The organism is Vibrio tarriae (assembly GCF_002216685.1).
In the GTDB taxonomy this organism is placed as follows: domain Bacteria; phylum Pseudomonadota; class Gammaproteobacteria; order Enterobacterales; family Vibrionaceae; genus Vibrio; species Vibrio tarriae.
Genome location: NZ_CP022353.1, coordinates 673444 through 690033, shown reverse-complemented (window position 1 = coordinate 690033; position 16590 = coordinate 673444). Strand labels below are relative to the sequence as shown.

At 46.5% G+C, this 16590-nt stretch carries 13 protein-coding genes and 2 tRNA genes; 7 read left to right on the top strand and 8 right to left on the bottom strand.

The genetic code is table 11. From position 1 onward, the window contains the following. Window positions 1-135 (bottom strand): hypothetical protein, encoded by a 135-nt coding sequence (locus CEQ48_RS20530; RefSeq protein ID WP_089072364.1) that lies wholly within the window; start codon window positions 133-135, stop codon window positions 1-3. Here CEQ48_RS20530 and CEQ48_RS08800 point away from each other — a divergent pair. Further along, a complete protein-coding gene (locus CEQ48_RS08800; protein WP_089070969.1) occupies window positions 116-991 on the top strand; it encodes a DMT family transporter in 876 nt (291 codons plus the stop codon). The two genes, CEQ48_RS20530 and CEQ48_RS08800, sit on opposite strands and share 20 nt — an antisense overlap. Before the next feature lie 109 nt (window positions 992-1100). On the opposite strand, the gene adhE is transcribed toward CEQ48_RS08800, so the two are convergent. Continuing rightward, entirely contained in the window at window positions 1101-3785 is a 2685-nt protein-coding gene (gene adhE / locus CEQ48_RS08795; protein WP_044127256.1) for a bifunctional acetaldehyde-CoA/alcohol dehydrogenase, read from the bottom strand. A gap of 626 nt (window positions 3786-4411) precedes the next feature. Here adhE and CEQ48_RS08790 point away from each other — a divergent pair. Next, entirely contained in the window at window positions 4412-5050 is a 639-nt protein-coding gene (locus CEQ48_RS08790) for a YchE family NAAT transporter (RefSeq protein WP_001190428.1), read from the top strand. Between the two features lie 89 nt (window positions 5051-5139). Here CEQ48_RS08790 and asd read toward each other — a convergent pair whose 3' ends face one another. Further along, entirely contained in the window at window positions 5140-6252 is a 1113-nt protein-coding gene (gene asd / locus CEQ48_RS08785; RefSeq protein WP_001263690.1) for an aspartate-semialdehyde dehydrogenase, read from the bottom strand. Window positions 6253-6676: 424 nt separating this feature from the next. On the opposite strand from asd, the gene nhaC reads away from it, so the two are divergent. Continuing rightward, window positions 6677-8122: a Na+/H+ antiporter NhaC gene (gene nhaC, locus CEQ48_RS08780; RefSeq protein WP_089070968.1), complete on the top strand. Its 1446-nt coding sequence runs from the start codon at window positions 6677-6679 to the stop codon at window positions 8120-8122. A 34-nt stretch (window positions 8123-8156) separates the two neighbouring features. Here nhaC and CEQ48_RS08775 read toward each other — a convergent pair whose 3' ends face one another. Beyond that, entirely contained in the window at window positions 8157-9362 is a 1206-nt protein-coding gene (locus CEQ48_RS08775; protein WP_089070967.1) for an Hpt domain-containing protein, read from the bottom strand. A 162-nt stretch (window positions 9363-9524) separates the two neighbouring features. After that, window positions 9525-10526 (bottom strand): nucleoid-associated protein YejK, encoded by a 1002-nt coding sequence (gene yejK / locus CEQ48_RS08770; RefSeq protein WP_000051797.1) that lies wholly within the window; start codon window positions 10524-10526, stop codon window positions 9525-9527. A gap of 84 nt (window positions 10527-10610) precedes the next feature. Between yejK and CEQ48_RS08765 the strand changes: the two genes are divergently transcribed. From CEQ48_RS08765 to CEQ48_RS08750, 4 genes are all read left to right on the top strand, one after another. Then, complete coding sequence (locus tag CEQ48_RS08765) at window positions 10611-10826, top strand: YejL family protein (RefSeq protein WP_001123168.1); 216 nt, start codon at window positions 10611-10613, stop codon at window positions 10824-10826. A 34-nt stretch (window positions 10827-10860) separates the two neighbouring features. Continuing rightward, window positions 10861-12663: a DUF3413 domain-containing protein gene (locus CEQ48_RS08760; protein ID WP_089070966.1), complete on the top strand. Its 1803-nt coding sequence runs from the start codon at window positions 10861-10863 to the stop codon at window positions 12661-12663. A 63-nt stretch (window positions 12664-12726) separates the two neighbouring features. Continuing rightward, window positions 12727-12803 (top strand) — tRNA-Pro (locus CEQ48_RS08755). A 164-nt stretch (window positions 12804-12967) separates the two neighbouring features. Continuing rightward, window positions 12968-13058, top strand: a tRNA-Ser gene (locus CEQ48_RS08750). A 63-nt stretch (window positions 13059-13121) separates the two neighbouring features. Here CEQ48_RS08750 and CEQ48_RS08745 read toward each other — a convergent pair. From CEQ48_RS08745 to CEQ48_RS08735, 3 genes are all read right to left on the bottom strand, one after another. Next, window positions 13122-14042, bottom strand: a complete 921-nt coding sequence (locus CEQ48_RS08745) for a histone deacetylase family protein (protein WP_089070965.1) — start codon at window positions 14040-14042, stop codon at window positions 13122-13124. Window positions 14043-14062: 20 nt separating this feature from the next. After that, entirely contained in the window at window positions 14063-16006 is a 1944-nt protein-coding gene (locus CEQ48_RS08740; RefSeq protein ID WP_089070964.1) for a DNA topoisomerase III, read from the bottom strand. Window positions 16007-16090: 84 nt separating this feature from the next. Next, window positions 16091-16423 carry a Grx4 family monothiol glutaredoxin gene (locus CEQ48_RS08735; RefSeq protein WP_000447541.1) on the bottom strand — a complete coding sequence of 111 codons (333 nt, stop codon included), beginning with the start codon at window positions 16421-16423 and terminating at the stop codon, window positions 16091-16093. Window positions 16424-16590 lie beyond the last annotated feature (167 nt).

Here is a 16590-nt window from a genome sequence, read left to right as displayed (position 1 = left end):
TCACCAAGGCAGCCTCGCGCTGCCTTGTTCACCGCGGTCAGCCATCGATGATTTAACTTGCTGATAATTTAGCCTTTCTCTAGCATGGTGCTTCCACTTTCTTCTGGAGCACACCATGACATGGATTTTTCTCACCCTGTTTGCTGCCTTTATGCAAGCATGGCGCAACGCATTCCAGAGCCGTTTATCTGGCGATGTGACAACAGCAGGTGTGACCCTCGCACGCTTTCTCTGGTCAAGCCCGATTGCTGGCGTGTATCTGATCGCACTCTATCAATGGCAACCTGCCGCATTACCCACCTTCTCCAGTGAATTTTGGCATTATGTGGTCGGCGCATCGTTCATGCAGATCCTGGCTACCGCGTTAATGGTCAAGCTTTTTAAATACAACAACTACGCGGTTGGTGCAGGGCTGGCTAAAAGCGAAGCTTTGGTGGCTGCAATCTTGGGTATGCTGTTTTTCGGCACTCAACTCACGGTATTAGGCTGGCTTGGTGTAGTGATTGGCGGGGTTGGAGTCTTTATGCTGAGCAGTCACGGCGGTTTTAAACAGCTTTCACTCCCGACCGTACTTCTTGGCTTGAGCAGCGGTAGCGCATTTGCTCTCACTTCACTCTGGGTTCGTGAAGCCAGTCTCGCCTCACAACTCCCCTTCCCTTACAGTGCAGCTTGGGTATTGTTGTTGGTCATCTCGCTGCAAACACTCTGTTTGGTCGGATACTTGCTCATTAAAGAGAGATCGACCTTGTACAAGCTTTGGCAACGCCCGAAGTTAGTCATGTTGACCAGTGTGAGCAGTTGCTTAGGCTCGATAGGTTGGTTTAGCGCCATGTCATTGCAAGCCGTGCCTTATGTGAAAACGCTTGGCCAAGTGGAGATCTTTTTCACTATGTTGATTTCCATCTTCTGGCTAGGTCAAAAAGTGCGAATTAAAGATGGATTCGGGCTTATCTTAGTGGCTCTGGCCGCTATCTTGGTGATGTGGACCTAACTCAAGTGGCCATCTTACTGACTCTTCCCAAAGTCATGGCATAAAAAAACCCTCCTTGCGGAGGGTTTGTATTTCCCGATTTGTTTCGTGCTAGCGAAAACCAATCACATTACTTTTTCGCTTTTGGCGCTTTCGCCGCTTCTTGATCTGCTTTCTTTACGATAACAGTGGTGCCTTCGAAAGTTTGACCTTCAACGAATGGCTTACCGTAGTAAGAAGCCAGCAGAACTTCTTTCAGCTCAGCAATCAGTGGGTAGCGTGGGTTTGCACCAGTACATTGGTCATCAAACGCTTCAACCGCTAGCTCATCCACTTTTGCAAGGAAGTCTGCTTCTGCTACACCCGCAGCTTGGATTGATTTTGGAATGTCTAGGTTAACTTTCAGTTCATCCAACCAAGTCAGCAGACGCTCAATCTTCTGCGCAGTACGGTCACCCGGTTGGCTCAGACCTAAGTGGTCCGCCACTTCTGCATAACGACGACGTGCTTGTGGACGGTCGTATTGAGAGAATGCCGTTTGTTTGGTTGGGTTGTCGTTCGCGTTGTAACGTACTACGTTAGCAATCAGCAGAGCGTTCGCCAAACCGTGTGGTAGGTGGAACTCAGCACCGATTTTGTGCGCCATTGAGTGACATACACCCAAGAACGCGTTCGCGAATGCGATACCAGCGATAGTGGCTGCGTTGTGTACTTTCTCACGAGCGATTGGATCTTTCGCACCATTCGCGTAGCTAGAAGGTAGGTACTCTTTCAGCATCTTCAGCGCTTGTAGTGCTTGACCGTCTGAGTATTCGTTCGCAAGAACAGATACGTAAGCTTCGAGTGCGTGAGTTACCGCATCGTAACCACCGAAAGCGGTCAGAGACTTAGGCATGTTCATCACAAGGTTCGCATCTACGATCGCCATTTGTGGTGTCAGTTCGTAGTCTGCCAGTGGGTACTTAGCGCCAGTCTTGTCGTCAGTCACAACCGCAAATGGTGTCACTTCTGAACCCGTACCTGAAGTGGTAGTGATACACACAAGCTCAGCTTTTTTACCCATTTTAGGGAACTTGTAGATACGCTTACGGATGTCCATAAAGCGCATGGCCAGTTCTGCGAAGTGAGTTTCTGGGTGCTCGTACATTACCCACATGATCTTCGCCGCATCCATTGGTGAACCACCACCTAGAGCGAGAATCACATCTGGTTGGAAGCTTTGCATTGCTGCCGCGCCTTTTTCTACGACAGACAGTGTTGGATCCGCTTCTACTTCGAAGAATGTCTGAACTTCCATGCCTTGCGCTTTCAGTAGGGCAACCACATCGTCTGCATAACCGTTGTTGAATAGGAAACGGTCAGTAACTAGGAATGCGCGTTTTTTACCTTCTAGGTCGCTCAGCGCGATTGGAAGGCTACCACGGCGGAAGTAGATAGACTTAGGTAGTTTGTGCCACAACATGTTTTCAGCTCGCTTCGCAACAGTTTTCTTGTTGATTAGGTGCTTAGGACCTACGTTCTCAGAGATTGAGTTACCACCCCAAGAACCACAGCCCAGAGTCAGAGACGGTGCAACGTTGAAGTTGTACAGGTCACCGATACCACCGTGAGTGGTTGGGATGTTGACAAGAATACGGGCAGTTTTCAGTTTGTCACCGAAGTAACGGATACGGTCTGCGTTAACGTCTTGGTTGGTGTACAGACCTGAGGTGTGACCGATACCGCCGATCTCAACCATAGTCACCGCTTGAGCAACCGCATCTTCGAAGTTGTCAGCACGGAACAGGCCAAGTGTTGGAGACAGTTTCTCGTGAGCGAATTCATCGTCATAAGAGACTTTGCCCAGACCTTCACCCACCAGCACTTTAGTGTCTGCAGGTACTTTTACGCCTGCCATTTCAGCGATAGCAGCAGCAGGTTGACCTACGATCTTCGCGTTCAGAGCGCCATCAATCAGCAGTACTTTACGCACTTTGTCTGCATCCGCTTTGCTCAGGACGTGCGCTTTGTGCGTTGCGAAACGCTCTTTCACTTCGTCGTAAACTTCGCTCACGACGATAGCCGCTTGCTCAGAAGCACACACTACACCGTTGTCGAACGTTTTAGACATCAGGATAGAAGCAACCGCACGTTTGATATCTGCAGTTTCATCGATAACAACAGGAACGTTACCTGCACCTACACCGATGGCTGGTTTACCAGAAGAGTAAGCCGCTTTCACCATGCCAGGGCCACCCGTCGCAAGGATCAGTGCAATGCCATCGTGTTTCATCAGAGCGTTTGACAGCTCAACTGAAGGTTGGTCAATCCAACCGATGATGTCTTTTGGTGCACCCGCTGCGATTGCCGCATCCAGAACCAGTTTCGCTGCTGCGTTGGTTGAGTTTTTCGCACGTGGGTGTGGAGAGAAGATGATACCGTTACGAGTCTTCAGAGAAATCAGTGATTTGAAGATCGCGGTTGAGGTTGGGTTAGTCGTTGGGACGATACCACAGATGATGCCAACAGGCTCAGCGATAGTCATAGTACCTAGGTTGTCATCTTCTTCGAGGATGCCACAGGTTTTTTCGTCCTTGTACTTGTTGTAGATAAACTCAGAAGCAAAGTGGTTTTTGATTACTTTATCTTCAACAATACCCATACCTGATTCTTCTACCGCCATTTGTGCTAGCGGGATACGTGCTTGGTTTGCTGCTAGAGAGGCTGCACGGAAGATTTTGTCTACTTGTTCTTGAGAGAAAGTAGCAAATTCAGCTTGAGCTGCTTTAACGCGAGCAACCAGAGCATCAAGTTCAGCCAGATTAGTAACAGGCATAATGAATCTCCTAAAATAAAAAAATGTTAAAAACTCTTTAGTAAGTGTGCTGCAGTTCGTTTTTACTGTGGTTCAAAGACTTAACTTACAACCGACTTAGTAAATTGCTTTCACGGCTGAGTATAATATTTCAGACTGTGAAAAAAATTGACTCAGATCAGTTATGAAAAACTAATTACCTAACAAGTGGTACCCAAGAGTAAAAACATAAACTAAACAATTGAAATTAAACGATTTAAACAAAAAATCACTCGTGATTAAAAAAACCGCACTTAGCTTTCAAAAACTAAAAAAACTACAACATCCTGTAAAAAAGTTTCATTTTTAAACACAACCACCACTTTTAAGAGGGGGTTAACGTGCTACTGAGAGTATATCGGTTATGTCTATGACCACCAGAGTTCGCCCAAGTTTTTACAAAAAATGTGCGAATGTTAACAGGCAAAAGAATAAGAAAACAAACTTGACACAAGAATGACACTTACTCTTTGCATAATTCTTCATCAATTAGTTTTTCTCACATAATAATCAATAGCGACTCAATTTTTTTCATTCGTGCTTTTGCTATCTTTAACTTACATTACGCACGCTTCTTTACGTCCCTATGATGGTTACGAGACTTCATCATGCAAAGCTTTGAAATTGCCATATTCCTCCAATTTTTTCTCGGCCTTGTGGCTGCAGTAAACCCTGTAGGCATTATGCCGGTATTTGTTTCTCTTACTGGCCACATGACGCTGGAAGAGAAAAATAAAACCGCAGCGACCGCGAATATCGCCGTGGCCATCATCTTGATCATCGCCTTACTGGCGGGTCAAATGCTGCTCGACCTCTTCAGTATTTCTCTCGATTCATTTCGTGTTGCAGGCGGTTTACTGCTGCTTAGCATCGCCTTTTCGATGATGAGCGGTAAGCTCGGTGAGGATAAGCAGAATAAACAGGAAAAATCCGAATACATCAGCCGTGAGCAAATTGCGGTTGTCCCACTGGCGATGCCACTCATGGCCGGACCCGGTGCCATCAGTTCAACGATTGTTTATGGCTCACGTTATCCAAATATGCTGGATACCTTGGGGATTATTTTGACCGTTGTCGCCTTCAGTTTTTGCTCTTGGCTGCTTTTCCGTTCAGCACCGTATATCGTCCGCTTGCTCGGACAAACCGGTATCAACGTAATCACCCGTATCATGGGTCTGATCCTTGGTGCGCTCGGTATTGAATTTATCGCCAATGGACTACGTAACTTGTTTCCCGGCTTAGCGTAAATCGTGAATAACTCGATTTAAGACGTCGATAAAAAAAGCGCCAAACGGCGCTTTTTTGTTAGGAGATGTGGCGTCGCCAAGGGAGACGATTATTTCTCGGCCAAAATGATGCGCAGCGTACGGCGCAGCGGCTCAGCAGCCCCCCACAAGAGCTGGTCGCCAACCGTGAAGGCATTGAGGAAATCATCGCCCATCGCCATTTTGCGTAAACGGCCGACGGGGACAGACAGCGTGCCAGTTACTTTAGCGGGTGTCAGTTCACGTGCGGTAATGTCACGCTCATTCGGGATCACTTTGACCCAATCGTTATGAGTAGCAATCATCTCCTCGATTTCATCGAGAGGAATGTTCTGCTTCAGTTTGATGGTCAATGCCTGAGAGTGGCAACGCATTGCGCCGATACGCACACACGTACCATCAATCGGTACTGGAGAATCTTGCAAACCAAGAATTTTGTTGGCTTCTACACCCGCTTTCCACTCTTCTTTGCTTTGGCCATTATCGCGTTTCACGTCAATCCAAGGGATCAGTGAACCTGCCAGCGGCACCCCAAAGTTATCGGTTGGGAAAGAACCCGAACGCATGGTTTCAGCCACTTTCTTATCAATATCCAAAATGGAGCTGGCAGGATTGGCAAGCTCTGAGCTGACGGCATCATTAATCACACCCATTTGTGAAATCAGCTCACGCATGTTTTGTGCGCCCGCTCCGGATGCTGCTTGGTAAGTCATAGCGCTCATCCATTCCACCAAGCCACGCTCATACAGGCCACCAAGTGCCATTAACATTAAGCTCACAGTACAGTTACCACCGACAAAGGTTTTTGTACCATGATGAATACCATGCAGAATTTGTTTAAGGTTAACGGGATCCAGAGTGATGATCGCCTCTTTATCCATACGCAATGTCGATGCTGCATCGATCCAGTAACCTTTCCAACCCGCTTGACGCAGTGCTGGGTAGACCTTTTCGGTATAACTACCGCCTTGGCAGGTAATGACAGCATCAAGCTGCTTGAGGCTCTCAATGTCGAACGCATCGTGCAACATGCCTGCATCTTTACCAAAATTAGGGGCAGGAACGCCAATTTGCGATGTACTGAAGAAAACCGGTTCAATCAGATCAAAATCGCGCTCTTCTACCATGCGTTGCATGAGGACAGAACCGACCATGCCACGCCAACCTACTAAACCTACTCTCATTTCCCTTACTCTCCGTGTAGATCCAATGTCAAATCACTGGCTCCATCTATAAGTGGTTCAGCCTGAAATCTCAAGCCTTTCTTAGCAAATCCGACAACTTTTTCTTATCCTTCTCTCGGGGTTATTCGCTTTTTTACGGCAAGCATCTTAAAACTCTCACTTTTTGACCAAGTTAGAGTATTGACGTCAGATTTTTACCAAAAAACTTATTTCCTGTTACACAATAAACCCACACTACAAAAGATTTGCTTTCATTTATTACTCAAAAAACAAACAGTAAACACTACAAATTAACCACTTGAACGATATAAATCACAACAAACAGCTTTGATGTCGATATATTATTTCAACTACGGTAAAGTGCACTCCGACTCAATAAGGACATCCTGACTCCTTACTAACGATTGGATAAGAGGCTCTTAGTATGTTGCAAGCCCAACAACGCCTGCCAAGTTTGACGCAAGTTATCGTCTCGCTTGGCCTATTTTTGCTGTTAGCGTTTTCATTTACCGCAAAACTGGATTTACCGATCCAACTAGCTCTGTATATTGGCTGGTTCGTGATCATGACCTTAGGCATTCGCTTAGGACACAAATACAAAGACTTAGAAAAGGCCGCCCTGAATGGCATTTCAAATGGTTTAGGCGCAGTGCTGATCTTATTGGCGGTCGGTGCTCTTGTCGGAACGTGGATTTCCGGCGGTATTGTGCCAACCATCATCTATTACGGTCTAAAAGCCATTCACCCTTCTATCTTTTTATTAGCCACTATGGTGATTTGTTCATTGACAGCTCTGGCAACGGGAACCTCTTGGGGTGCGGCAGGTACAGCCGGTATTGCCATGATGGGAATTGGGCAAGGCCTTGGTATTCCAGCGCCTATCACTGCAGGTGCTGTACTGTCAGGCTGTTACTTCGGCGATAAGATGTCTCCCCTGTCTGACTCTGTGATCTTAGCCTCTTCGATGTCTAACGTTGAAGTGATGGAACACATTAAAGGCATGTTACCGATTGCTCTGATCAGCTATGTGATCACTGGCATTCTGTTTACTCTGTTTGGTTTCCATTACGCTGGCAACGTCGATATGTCACAAGTAGAGACGGTCATTGCCGCGATGGAACAGCAGTTCTACATCACGCCTTATTCTTTCGTGCCTGTATTGATTGTGCTTGGTTTGTTAGCAATGCGTATGCCTTCTTTCCCAGTGATCAGCTTTGGTTCATTGCTCGGTATCGTTTGGGCTGTGATGATCCAAGATGTCGATTTCCTTCAAGCGTTCAACACCGCATGGGCACCTTACAATATTGAATCTGGCGTAAGCTTTATTGATGCAATTCTTAACCGTGGCGGTATGTCATCCATGCTCGGATCGGTTGCGGTTATCGTCTTCGGTCTTGGTTTTGGTGGTCTGCTCGATAGAGTCGGCGTGCTAGAAACCATCGCCAAACTGTTCGAGCGCCGAGTCACTAGCCCAGGTTCGCTAGCGACCAGCACTATCGGTACCGCCTTTATGGGGAACGTATTTGGTTCTGCGATGTATGTATCACTGATCCTGACCCCAAAAATCTGTGCCAAGAACTACGATCGTTTAGGCTATCAACGTAAGAACTTGTCTCGTAACGCAGAATTCGGCGGTACACTGACCTCTGGCATGGTGCCTTGGAGTGATAACGGCATCTATATGGCGAGCATTTTGGGTGTGGCTACTCTCTCTTATGCACCATTTATGTGGCTAAGTTTCGTGTGTATCCTCGTCACTATCATCACATCTTACTGTGGTTGGTTTGTCGATAAATGTGAACCCACACAGGCCATGAATGAACAAGAAGTGACGGCAGAGGAAATCCAGAAAGCACCGGCTTCTGCATAACAACGTTCCATCACTTGTTATCTTTTAAAGAGCGCTAAGGCGCTCTTTTTATTGATAATTCATCCGAAGGCAATCGCGATACATGCCACTCTGCCTCACGCACAGTTTCAGCCAGATAAGCAGAAAGATTATCCAAGGCTCTTTCACTTGGGAGCTGCCCCGCTCGTAAATGACTCTCTATTTCAGCAGCGACCTGCTTTAATCGCTCAGCACCAAGGCTTGCCGCAACACTTTTTAGGCTATGACAATGTCGCTGCGCGGCTTCAGGATTACTGAGTAACAGCGAACGGATCTGCTCATCATCATTTTTATGATCTTCCAAAAAAAACTTGAGTAGCTGCCGAACGGCTTCAAAGTCGCCATTCAGCGTTTGCTCTACCAGAGCGATATTGACTTGATGACTCATGCCACCTAGCTTGTGAAATTTTGTATTTTCTTGGTTTGAAGCAGATCGAGGCAAAAACTGGGGACGGGATGGCAATACGATAAAACAGAGCATCGCTATCGAGCTAGCCCCAACCAGAATCACCATCATGATCCAGAGCTGATGGTGATACTCCTCTTCAAGCATACTCGCCTCTTCATAGACAGCATGATTGAGCAATTTTCCGACGAGGTTATCGCCTTCGGCGTATTGTGTCAGTAAGCGAGAAACTTGTGCCAAAGCAACTTGCAGCGATTCTTGTTCACGACTGGGCAAGGTTAAAGAATCTTGCAAAATACGATCTAAACTTCGATAGATTTCAGGACTGTTTCTATTATCCGCAAACAACGCTTCAAAGCTAAACGCGCCTAACTGGAAATACGCTGACAATAACTGAGGATCGGCATGCACACGCTGACGACTTTCACGAAAGCGCTCAGCCAACTCCGTTGGATGCAGCTCAATGGTTAAAAACGCCCGCACTTGTTCAACAAATCGATCGGTTTGGTACAAGAGCTGCTGCACATCTCGCCGAATCCATATCCTCGACTGTTCAGCTTCAATCTGCATGCGTAAAGCTAAGACTAATGACAGCTCAAGCTCCAAATTAGGAGCTTGATTGGCTCGATAGGGCTGCGCAAAATAGAGCGTCTCACGAAAATGCATCAAACGATTGGTGAGTTCATCGAGACTGCGTGAGGAGGAAGAGATCAAGGAGAATTGCCACAACACCAAAGCGGCGACCAAACTCCAAGCCGCGAAAATAGCCATCACGACTTTCTTCCTAACACCTTGATTAAATAAAGTCTGTGCCATGCCTAACCATCCTGTTTAGAACTTCAGATCAAGCATATACCCTATTTTGACTCTTGATGGTGCACGCCATAAATTGCGTACAAAAAAGAGAGCGTGATCGCTCTCTTTTTCAATGAACTCAATGAAACCTACCTACTTATCTCATGATCGTCGGGCTGATGTTTAACGTAGGCGAGTTAACTGATCACGCAAATTAGGTGGAGTGCCTTTAATCGTCAGCGTATCGGTTTCTGGATCGTAAAACACTCGCTCGCCGAGCAACAAGCTATCAAAACTCAAGTTTAAGCCGCCACCCGCACCTACGTATTTGGTTAGCTTACGAACCGTTGAACGATCGGCAGGAAAACTCTCTTCTAACTGATAGCCTTGTTCACGGGTGAAATCGAAGAAGTTTACGCCCTCATTACTCGGAGGTAGCTCGCCGGAGAGCTCTTGCACTCTGACTTCATCACCCGCTTTGATTTGATCGTTACAGTACTCATACACCTGTTTTTTGTAACTGATCACTTCCTCTTTTTCGAATTTCGCGTCAGCACAGAAGTCTTCCACCGCCTGCATCAATACTTGGTTTTGCTGTTTGGTGTCTAAGCCAATATCCGCCTGTAGAAAGTCCAAAAAGAAGTCTGCCACTTTACGACCAACACGACCTTTGATGTAACTCAGGTAACGTTTGGACTCTTTGTCGGTTTCATAGCTCGAAAGATCAATACGCGCCACGATATCCATTTTGTTGATGTCGAGATAGTCGGTAGCGCTGATGTCGAGCCCTTCTGTCACTTTCAAACTTTGATTGAGAGGCAGTAGACCAATAAAGAGATAATCCGTCGCCAAAGATTGATATTCAGCCATCACTAAGATCCCTTCATCAGCAAAAGGATACTTGGCTAACTCATTTTTTAGGCGCTGAGCGCTTTGCTGTGAAAACTCATAGAATGGCAAGGTTCCACGACGCATCTCTTGCAACCAAAGCTGGAATTCACTGTCTGACTTAAAGCAACCGAAACCTTTCCCGGCTTTTGCATTAAAAACACGATGTAACTCAGCGACTAAGTTTTCAGTTGATGTATCATTGCGAAGAGATTCGGCGCGATAATTCACCACCAATTCATCGTTATCATTTTTACGGAGTTGGTGCAAAATCACGTTAGAAAGGAATAGGCTCATAGTGAAATAATCATCGTTCTGGTTTCAGTTGTCAGGCATAGTAGGTTATCATAAGCCGCTTTTACTATCATCATCAGAGTCAATATGCCTATTACATCTAAATACAGTGACGAACACGTTGAATCCATTCTGACTGAAATTGCTGCGGTACTAAATAAACACAATGCTTCGCCAGAACTCACCTTAATGGTGGTTGGCAACATCGCAACCAATGTCATCAATCAAAATGTTGCTGCTGCACAACGTAAAGTGATTGCTGAAAAATTCGCACAAGCGTTAGTGTCGTCTTTGCAAAGCTAAATTGACCCATTTAACCCATAAATAGAAAAAGCACATGGTAGATAGCGGAAATACATACGGTGATCGGGTATCTCGTTTAGTAGGCTGGGGGCATTGGTTTGCCTTCTTTAATATCATCGCTGCCATGTTAATTGGCACGCGATTTATCTCTCAATCACCTTGGCCAGAAACCTTGCTTGGGCAGCTCTACCTTGCGCTGTCTTGGGTTGGTCATTTCGGCTTTTTGGTTTTCGCACTCTATCTATTAGTGCTTTTTCCACTCACTTTCATTATTCCATCGCGAAGCTTATTCCGCTTTTTGGCCGTGTGCTTCTCGACGTTAGGCCTCACTGTTTTACTGATTGATACTCAGGCCTACCAAATTATTAATCTGCACCTCAACCCTGTGGTGTGGGAACTGCTATTCAGTGATGAAACCAGCAGCGTCAGTGCGGATTTGCAGCATTTGTTTGTGGTACTGCCCCTCATCTTTCTCCTTGAGCTCGGTTTATCAGAATGGGTTTGGCGCAAGCAGCGTAAACTGTCACACAAACGCATCGGGCGACCTCTAGCGGCCGTCTTTTTCTTCAGTTTCATCGCCAGCCATCTGATTTATGTGTGGTCGGATGCATATCTCTATTCCCCGGTCACCAGTCAGCGAGCGAATTTCCCGCTCTCTTATCCAATGACGGCAAAATCCTTTATGGAAAAGCACGGCTTGCTCGATAAAGAAGAGTACAGCAAGCGCCTTGCCGAACAGAATAGTGATATTGACGGTCTGATTTACCCACTCGAACCGTTAGAGTTCAGTCGTAGAGCCAATAATTTGAACGTGCTGATAGTCAGCATCAATAATTTGCGTGCAGATGCCCTGACCCCTGAACTCATGCCCAATACTTATCAGTTTGCGAATGAGAATCTCAATTTCACCAATCATTACAGTTCAAGCAACGATATGTTTGGCTTATTTGGTCTGTTTTACGGCTTACCGAGTACCTACGCCAGCAGTGTGCGAGTGCAAGGCAATGCGCCGCTACTGATTGATGTGATGAAGAAAAATGACTATCAGTTTGGCTTATTTAGCGGCAACAACTTTGCAGACCCACTCTATAAAGAAACCATGTTCCGCTCTTTACCGATAGAGGCGATTGCTGTTACGAACGATGAGAGCAGCCCTGATGAACAAGCGGTACAACGCTGGGCAGAATGGCTAAATGTCGGTCAGAAACAGCCTTGGTTTAGTTATTTAGAACTGACGACCGTAGAAGAGTTTTCAGAACTCAGTAGTGCTCAAGAGTCAGCGGAGGATCGTTTACGCAGTGCATACAACCTGTCCGTGACCCAAGCCGACCAAGTCATCAACACCGTTCTTGAACAACTGAACTCGTTGAAACTTATGGATAACACTGTGGTAGTGATCACCTCCAATCATGGCACGGAGTTTAATGAAACCAAAACCAATACTTGGGGTTCAAACACCAACTACAGTCGCTACCAACTGCAAGTCCCTATGGTGATTCATTGGCCTGGCAAAGTGGCAGGAACCTATGCTCATCGCTCTAGTCATCTCGATTTCTCGGTAACACTCATGCAAGATTTGCTCGGTGTTTCCTCTAATCCGGTTGACTACAGCAGCGGTAAAAATCTGTTTAACGAAAGTAAGCGCAAATGGATTTTGGCGGGTGATGCTCGTGAGCTTGCCTTGATTACCGATACACAAACTACGGTTTTAGATAAGTTTGGTAATTTCAAAGTCTACGATGGCGATTACCAACGTCTTAAAGAAACCAACCCCACACTGCCTGTCTTAATGCAAGGTTTGACCGAATTGCAGCGTTTTTACGCAAAAGATAATTAAATTCATTATTTTAAGTCGGTTCAGGGTTGACGCATCTAGTAAAAGTCATTAGATTACGCGCATCGGACTGTAGCGCAGCTTGGTAGCGCACCGTCATGGGGTGTCGGGGGTCGGAGGTTCAAATCCTCTCAGTCCGACCATACACCTAAAGGGGAGTTTCTTAGAAACTCCCCTTTTCCGTTTTATTTAATGTGTAAAATAGCGCTTAGTCATAAAAATAGCGGCCAAGTGTACATAATTAAAGCAAACAGTATTTTCAGGGCTTTACAATCGAACTTAGGGTCGATATTATGCGCCCCATAACGGAGAGATGGCTGAGTGGTTGAAAGCACCGGTCTTGAAAACCGGCGATGGTTAATAGCTATCCTAGGGTTCAAATCCCTATCTCTCCGCCACATTAGAAAAGCCGCTGATAATTCAGCGGCTTTTTGCTTTTGCGTACGGCCATCATTTCGGCTTCAATACCCTGCGCTTAACGCCGCTTTCAGTAACTCAAGGTGCAGTGGCACGAGTGCCGCATGGTCTTCGCGATACCCACCACCTATGACACAAGCGATTGGAATACTCTCCTGCTTTGCCAAACCCAACATAAAACGATCTCGTTGCGCGATAGCGGCCTGTGAAATGGATAAATAACCTAGCTCATCATCGTTATGAATATCCACACCAGCGTCATAGAGGATCAGATCAGGTCGATGGAGATTGACCGCCATTTCCACCACTTGGATGAAGGTGGACAAAAACTCTTCATCGCACGTCTGGTTAGCAAATCCGACATCCATACTAGAGGCCGGCTTACGCGCCGGAAAATTCTTATCACAGTGAAAAGAGAGCGTAATGATATCGTCACGTTCCGCACACAAGGTTGCCGTGCCGTCACCATGATGTACATCACTGTCAATGATCAAAACTTTATCAACACTAGGCAAAGAGAGTGCGAAGTGCGCGGCTATCGCCAGATCATTGAACAGACAGAAACCGCTACCAAAATCGGCGTGAGCATGGTGATAGCCACCACTGAGATGAATTGCCACCCCTGATTGCAACGCTTGCTCAACCGTGAGGCAGGTTCCTCCCACAGAGTGCAAAGTACGCTCAATCAGTGGTTTACTCCAAGGAAATCCGATTCGACGCATCTTGGCCGCAGGTAACGTCCCCTCGAGCAAAGCTTGCACATAATCTGGGTCATGTAATGGCGTGATGTGTGAAAGCTCGGCCGCAATGGGGGTATGAAACTCGAAGCTCGCTTGCCATGCTTCACTTTGCTCTCTTTGACGCACAATCTCTTCGTAAAGCAGACGATACTTATTGATCGGATAACGATGCCCCACAGGCAAATCCAGTTGTGAATAAATAGGATGGTAAATCAGTGGGATCATTTTGCTCTGCTCTGGGTTTATTAAGCTTTATACGTTCTGGCTTTACTCTTTGGTGCACGACGTGTGCGCTTAAAGGCAGGTTTACTCACCGCTGGCAAAGCTTGCAATGATACAGGAACCGGTGCGACCTGAACTTGCTCAATTAACTGCTCGAGGCGGCCTTGTAGAGTCTGCATAAAGGGTTGATAAGCTTGCCCCTTTTCCGCGATCGCTTGCAGTTGATGTTCCCAATGTGCCGTCATATCGGGATAAGTGGCTTCACTGGGTAACGCATGAATCAAACCTCGGCCAGCTGGCGTGCTTTTAATGAGCTTGTTATCACGCTGCAGCAATCCACGCTTAAACAAGGTATCCAAGATCCCAGCTCGTGTGGCTTCAGTGCCTAAACCATCCGTCTCACGCAGAATTTTTTTCAGCTCTTTATCGGCCACGAAACGGGCTATCCCCGTCATCGCCTGCAGTAATGTAGCTTCCGTAAAATGGCGTGGCGGCTCGGTTTGTCTCTGTTTTATTTCCCCTTCTCGACACTGCAGCACAGTGCCAACAGGCAAAGGAGGCACTTTATCCACGCCCTCTTCTTGCTCATCTTGCTGACCTGTCAACACTTTCCATCCAGCACTGAGCAATTGACGCCCTTTGGCAATAAAAATACCGCCAGCGATGTTAAAGACCAGTTTGGCTTCTGCATAAATCGCCGCAGGATAAAATTGCATAAGGTACTGACGCGCAATCAGTTGATACACTTTCATTTCATGCCCTGACAGCGCATTAACCGACGCTTTCTTCGGCGTTGGAATGATGGCGTGGTGCGCGTCGACTTTACTGTCATTCCATGCTTTGGAGCGTAGTGATAAATCCGCATCATTCACTGCGGTGACCATCTCTTGCGCATTGTTGGCAATCGCCGCTACCACGTCGGGAGCCTGAGCTAAATGCTCGTTCGGTAAGTATCGGCAATCAGATCGCGGATAAGTGATCAATTTATGCTTTTCATAAAGAGACTGGCACAGATCCAACACTTGTTGTGCGCTGAAGCTATACCGTTTTGCCGCATCAATTTGCAGCGCTGAAAGTGAATAGGGCAAAGGTGCCGCTTGCTTGGTTTGATCTTGCTCTGATTCAGTCACTGTCGCGGGCTGATTAGCAATGCGACTGGCGACATTGTCCACCAATTTACGGTTAGTGACCCGCCCTTCTTCATCTTGCCAAGGTAAGCAGGCCTCACTTGGTTTCCAACGGGCACGTATGTCAAAGTGTTCGGTGCCATTTTGGTATGGAATTAAAGCATCAAGAGTAAAATAATCATGCGGGATAAAATGCTCGATCTCTTCATCCCGTCGCACCACTAAACCCAGTACTGGCGTCTGTACTCGCCCTACGGAGAGCACGCCTTGATAACCGGCTTTTTTCCCAAGCAGGGTATAAGCTCGAGACATATTCATACCATACAGCCAGTCAGCGCGTGAACGCGCTAAAGCCGAAACAGAGAGTGGAATAAACTCTCGATTACTACGCAAGCCTTGTAAGGCACGTTTGACTGCAGAAAGGTTTAAATCACTGATCAAAAGGCGCTGCACGGTTTCTTTTTTGCTCTTCGGTACTTTGCAATAATCGATCACCTCATCCACCAACAGTTGCCCTTCGCGATCGGGGTCCCCGGCATGGATAATCTGCGTTGCTTCTTTGAGTAGCTTACGAACGACAGTGAGCTGTTGAGAGGAGGATTTTCTTGGGCGCAGTTGCCACTGCTGTGGAATGATAGGCAAATCCGCCATATTCCACTTTTTGTAGCGCTCATCATAAGCGTCTGGCTCGACTTGCTCGAGAAGGTGACCAATACACCAAGTCACGATATCGCCATTAGCGCAGCGAATACACCCTTGTTCTTTTTTATGAGGCTTGGGTAGTGCATCGGCAATCGCTCGCGCAAGGCTAGGTTTTTCTGCAATAAATAACCGGGTCATGGAAATCGCTGACGAGATAAAATTAAGGCCACATTACTCAATGTGGCCTTATGAAATCAAGAAAAACTGTAAATTTAACCAGTATTACTCTTGGCTTGCTGAGCGAGCAGCCGCTTCTTTTACCAGAGTTTGCAGTTCACCCTTTTGGAACATTTCCAGCATGATGTCACAACCGCCAATCAGCTCACCTTCAATCCACAGTTGTGGAAACGTTGGCCACTGCGCGTAAACCGGCAACTCTGCACGGATGTCTGGGTTTTGTAGGATATCTACATAAGCAAACTTCTCACCACAAGCCATCAGAGCTTGTGCCGCTTGCGAAGAGAAACCACAGCTTGGCAGTTTCGGTGAGCCTTTCATATAAAGCAGAATCGGGTTCTCGGCGATTTGCTGTTTGATTTTGTCAATAGTTTCCATCGCTTCCTCGTTAATGGATGTCATCAAATATGGGCACATTCTAAAGGAATAACGGAGAATAAAAAGCATATTCTCAATATGGATATACGCTCGACTTGGCGTTGCAGGATCTTTTTCTGCCTTCAGGCTTTTAATAAAGTAAAAAGTTGCTAAAATACTTGGCAAGT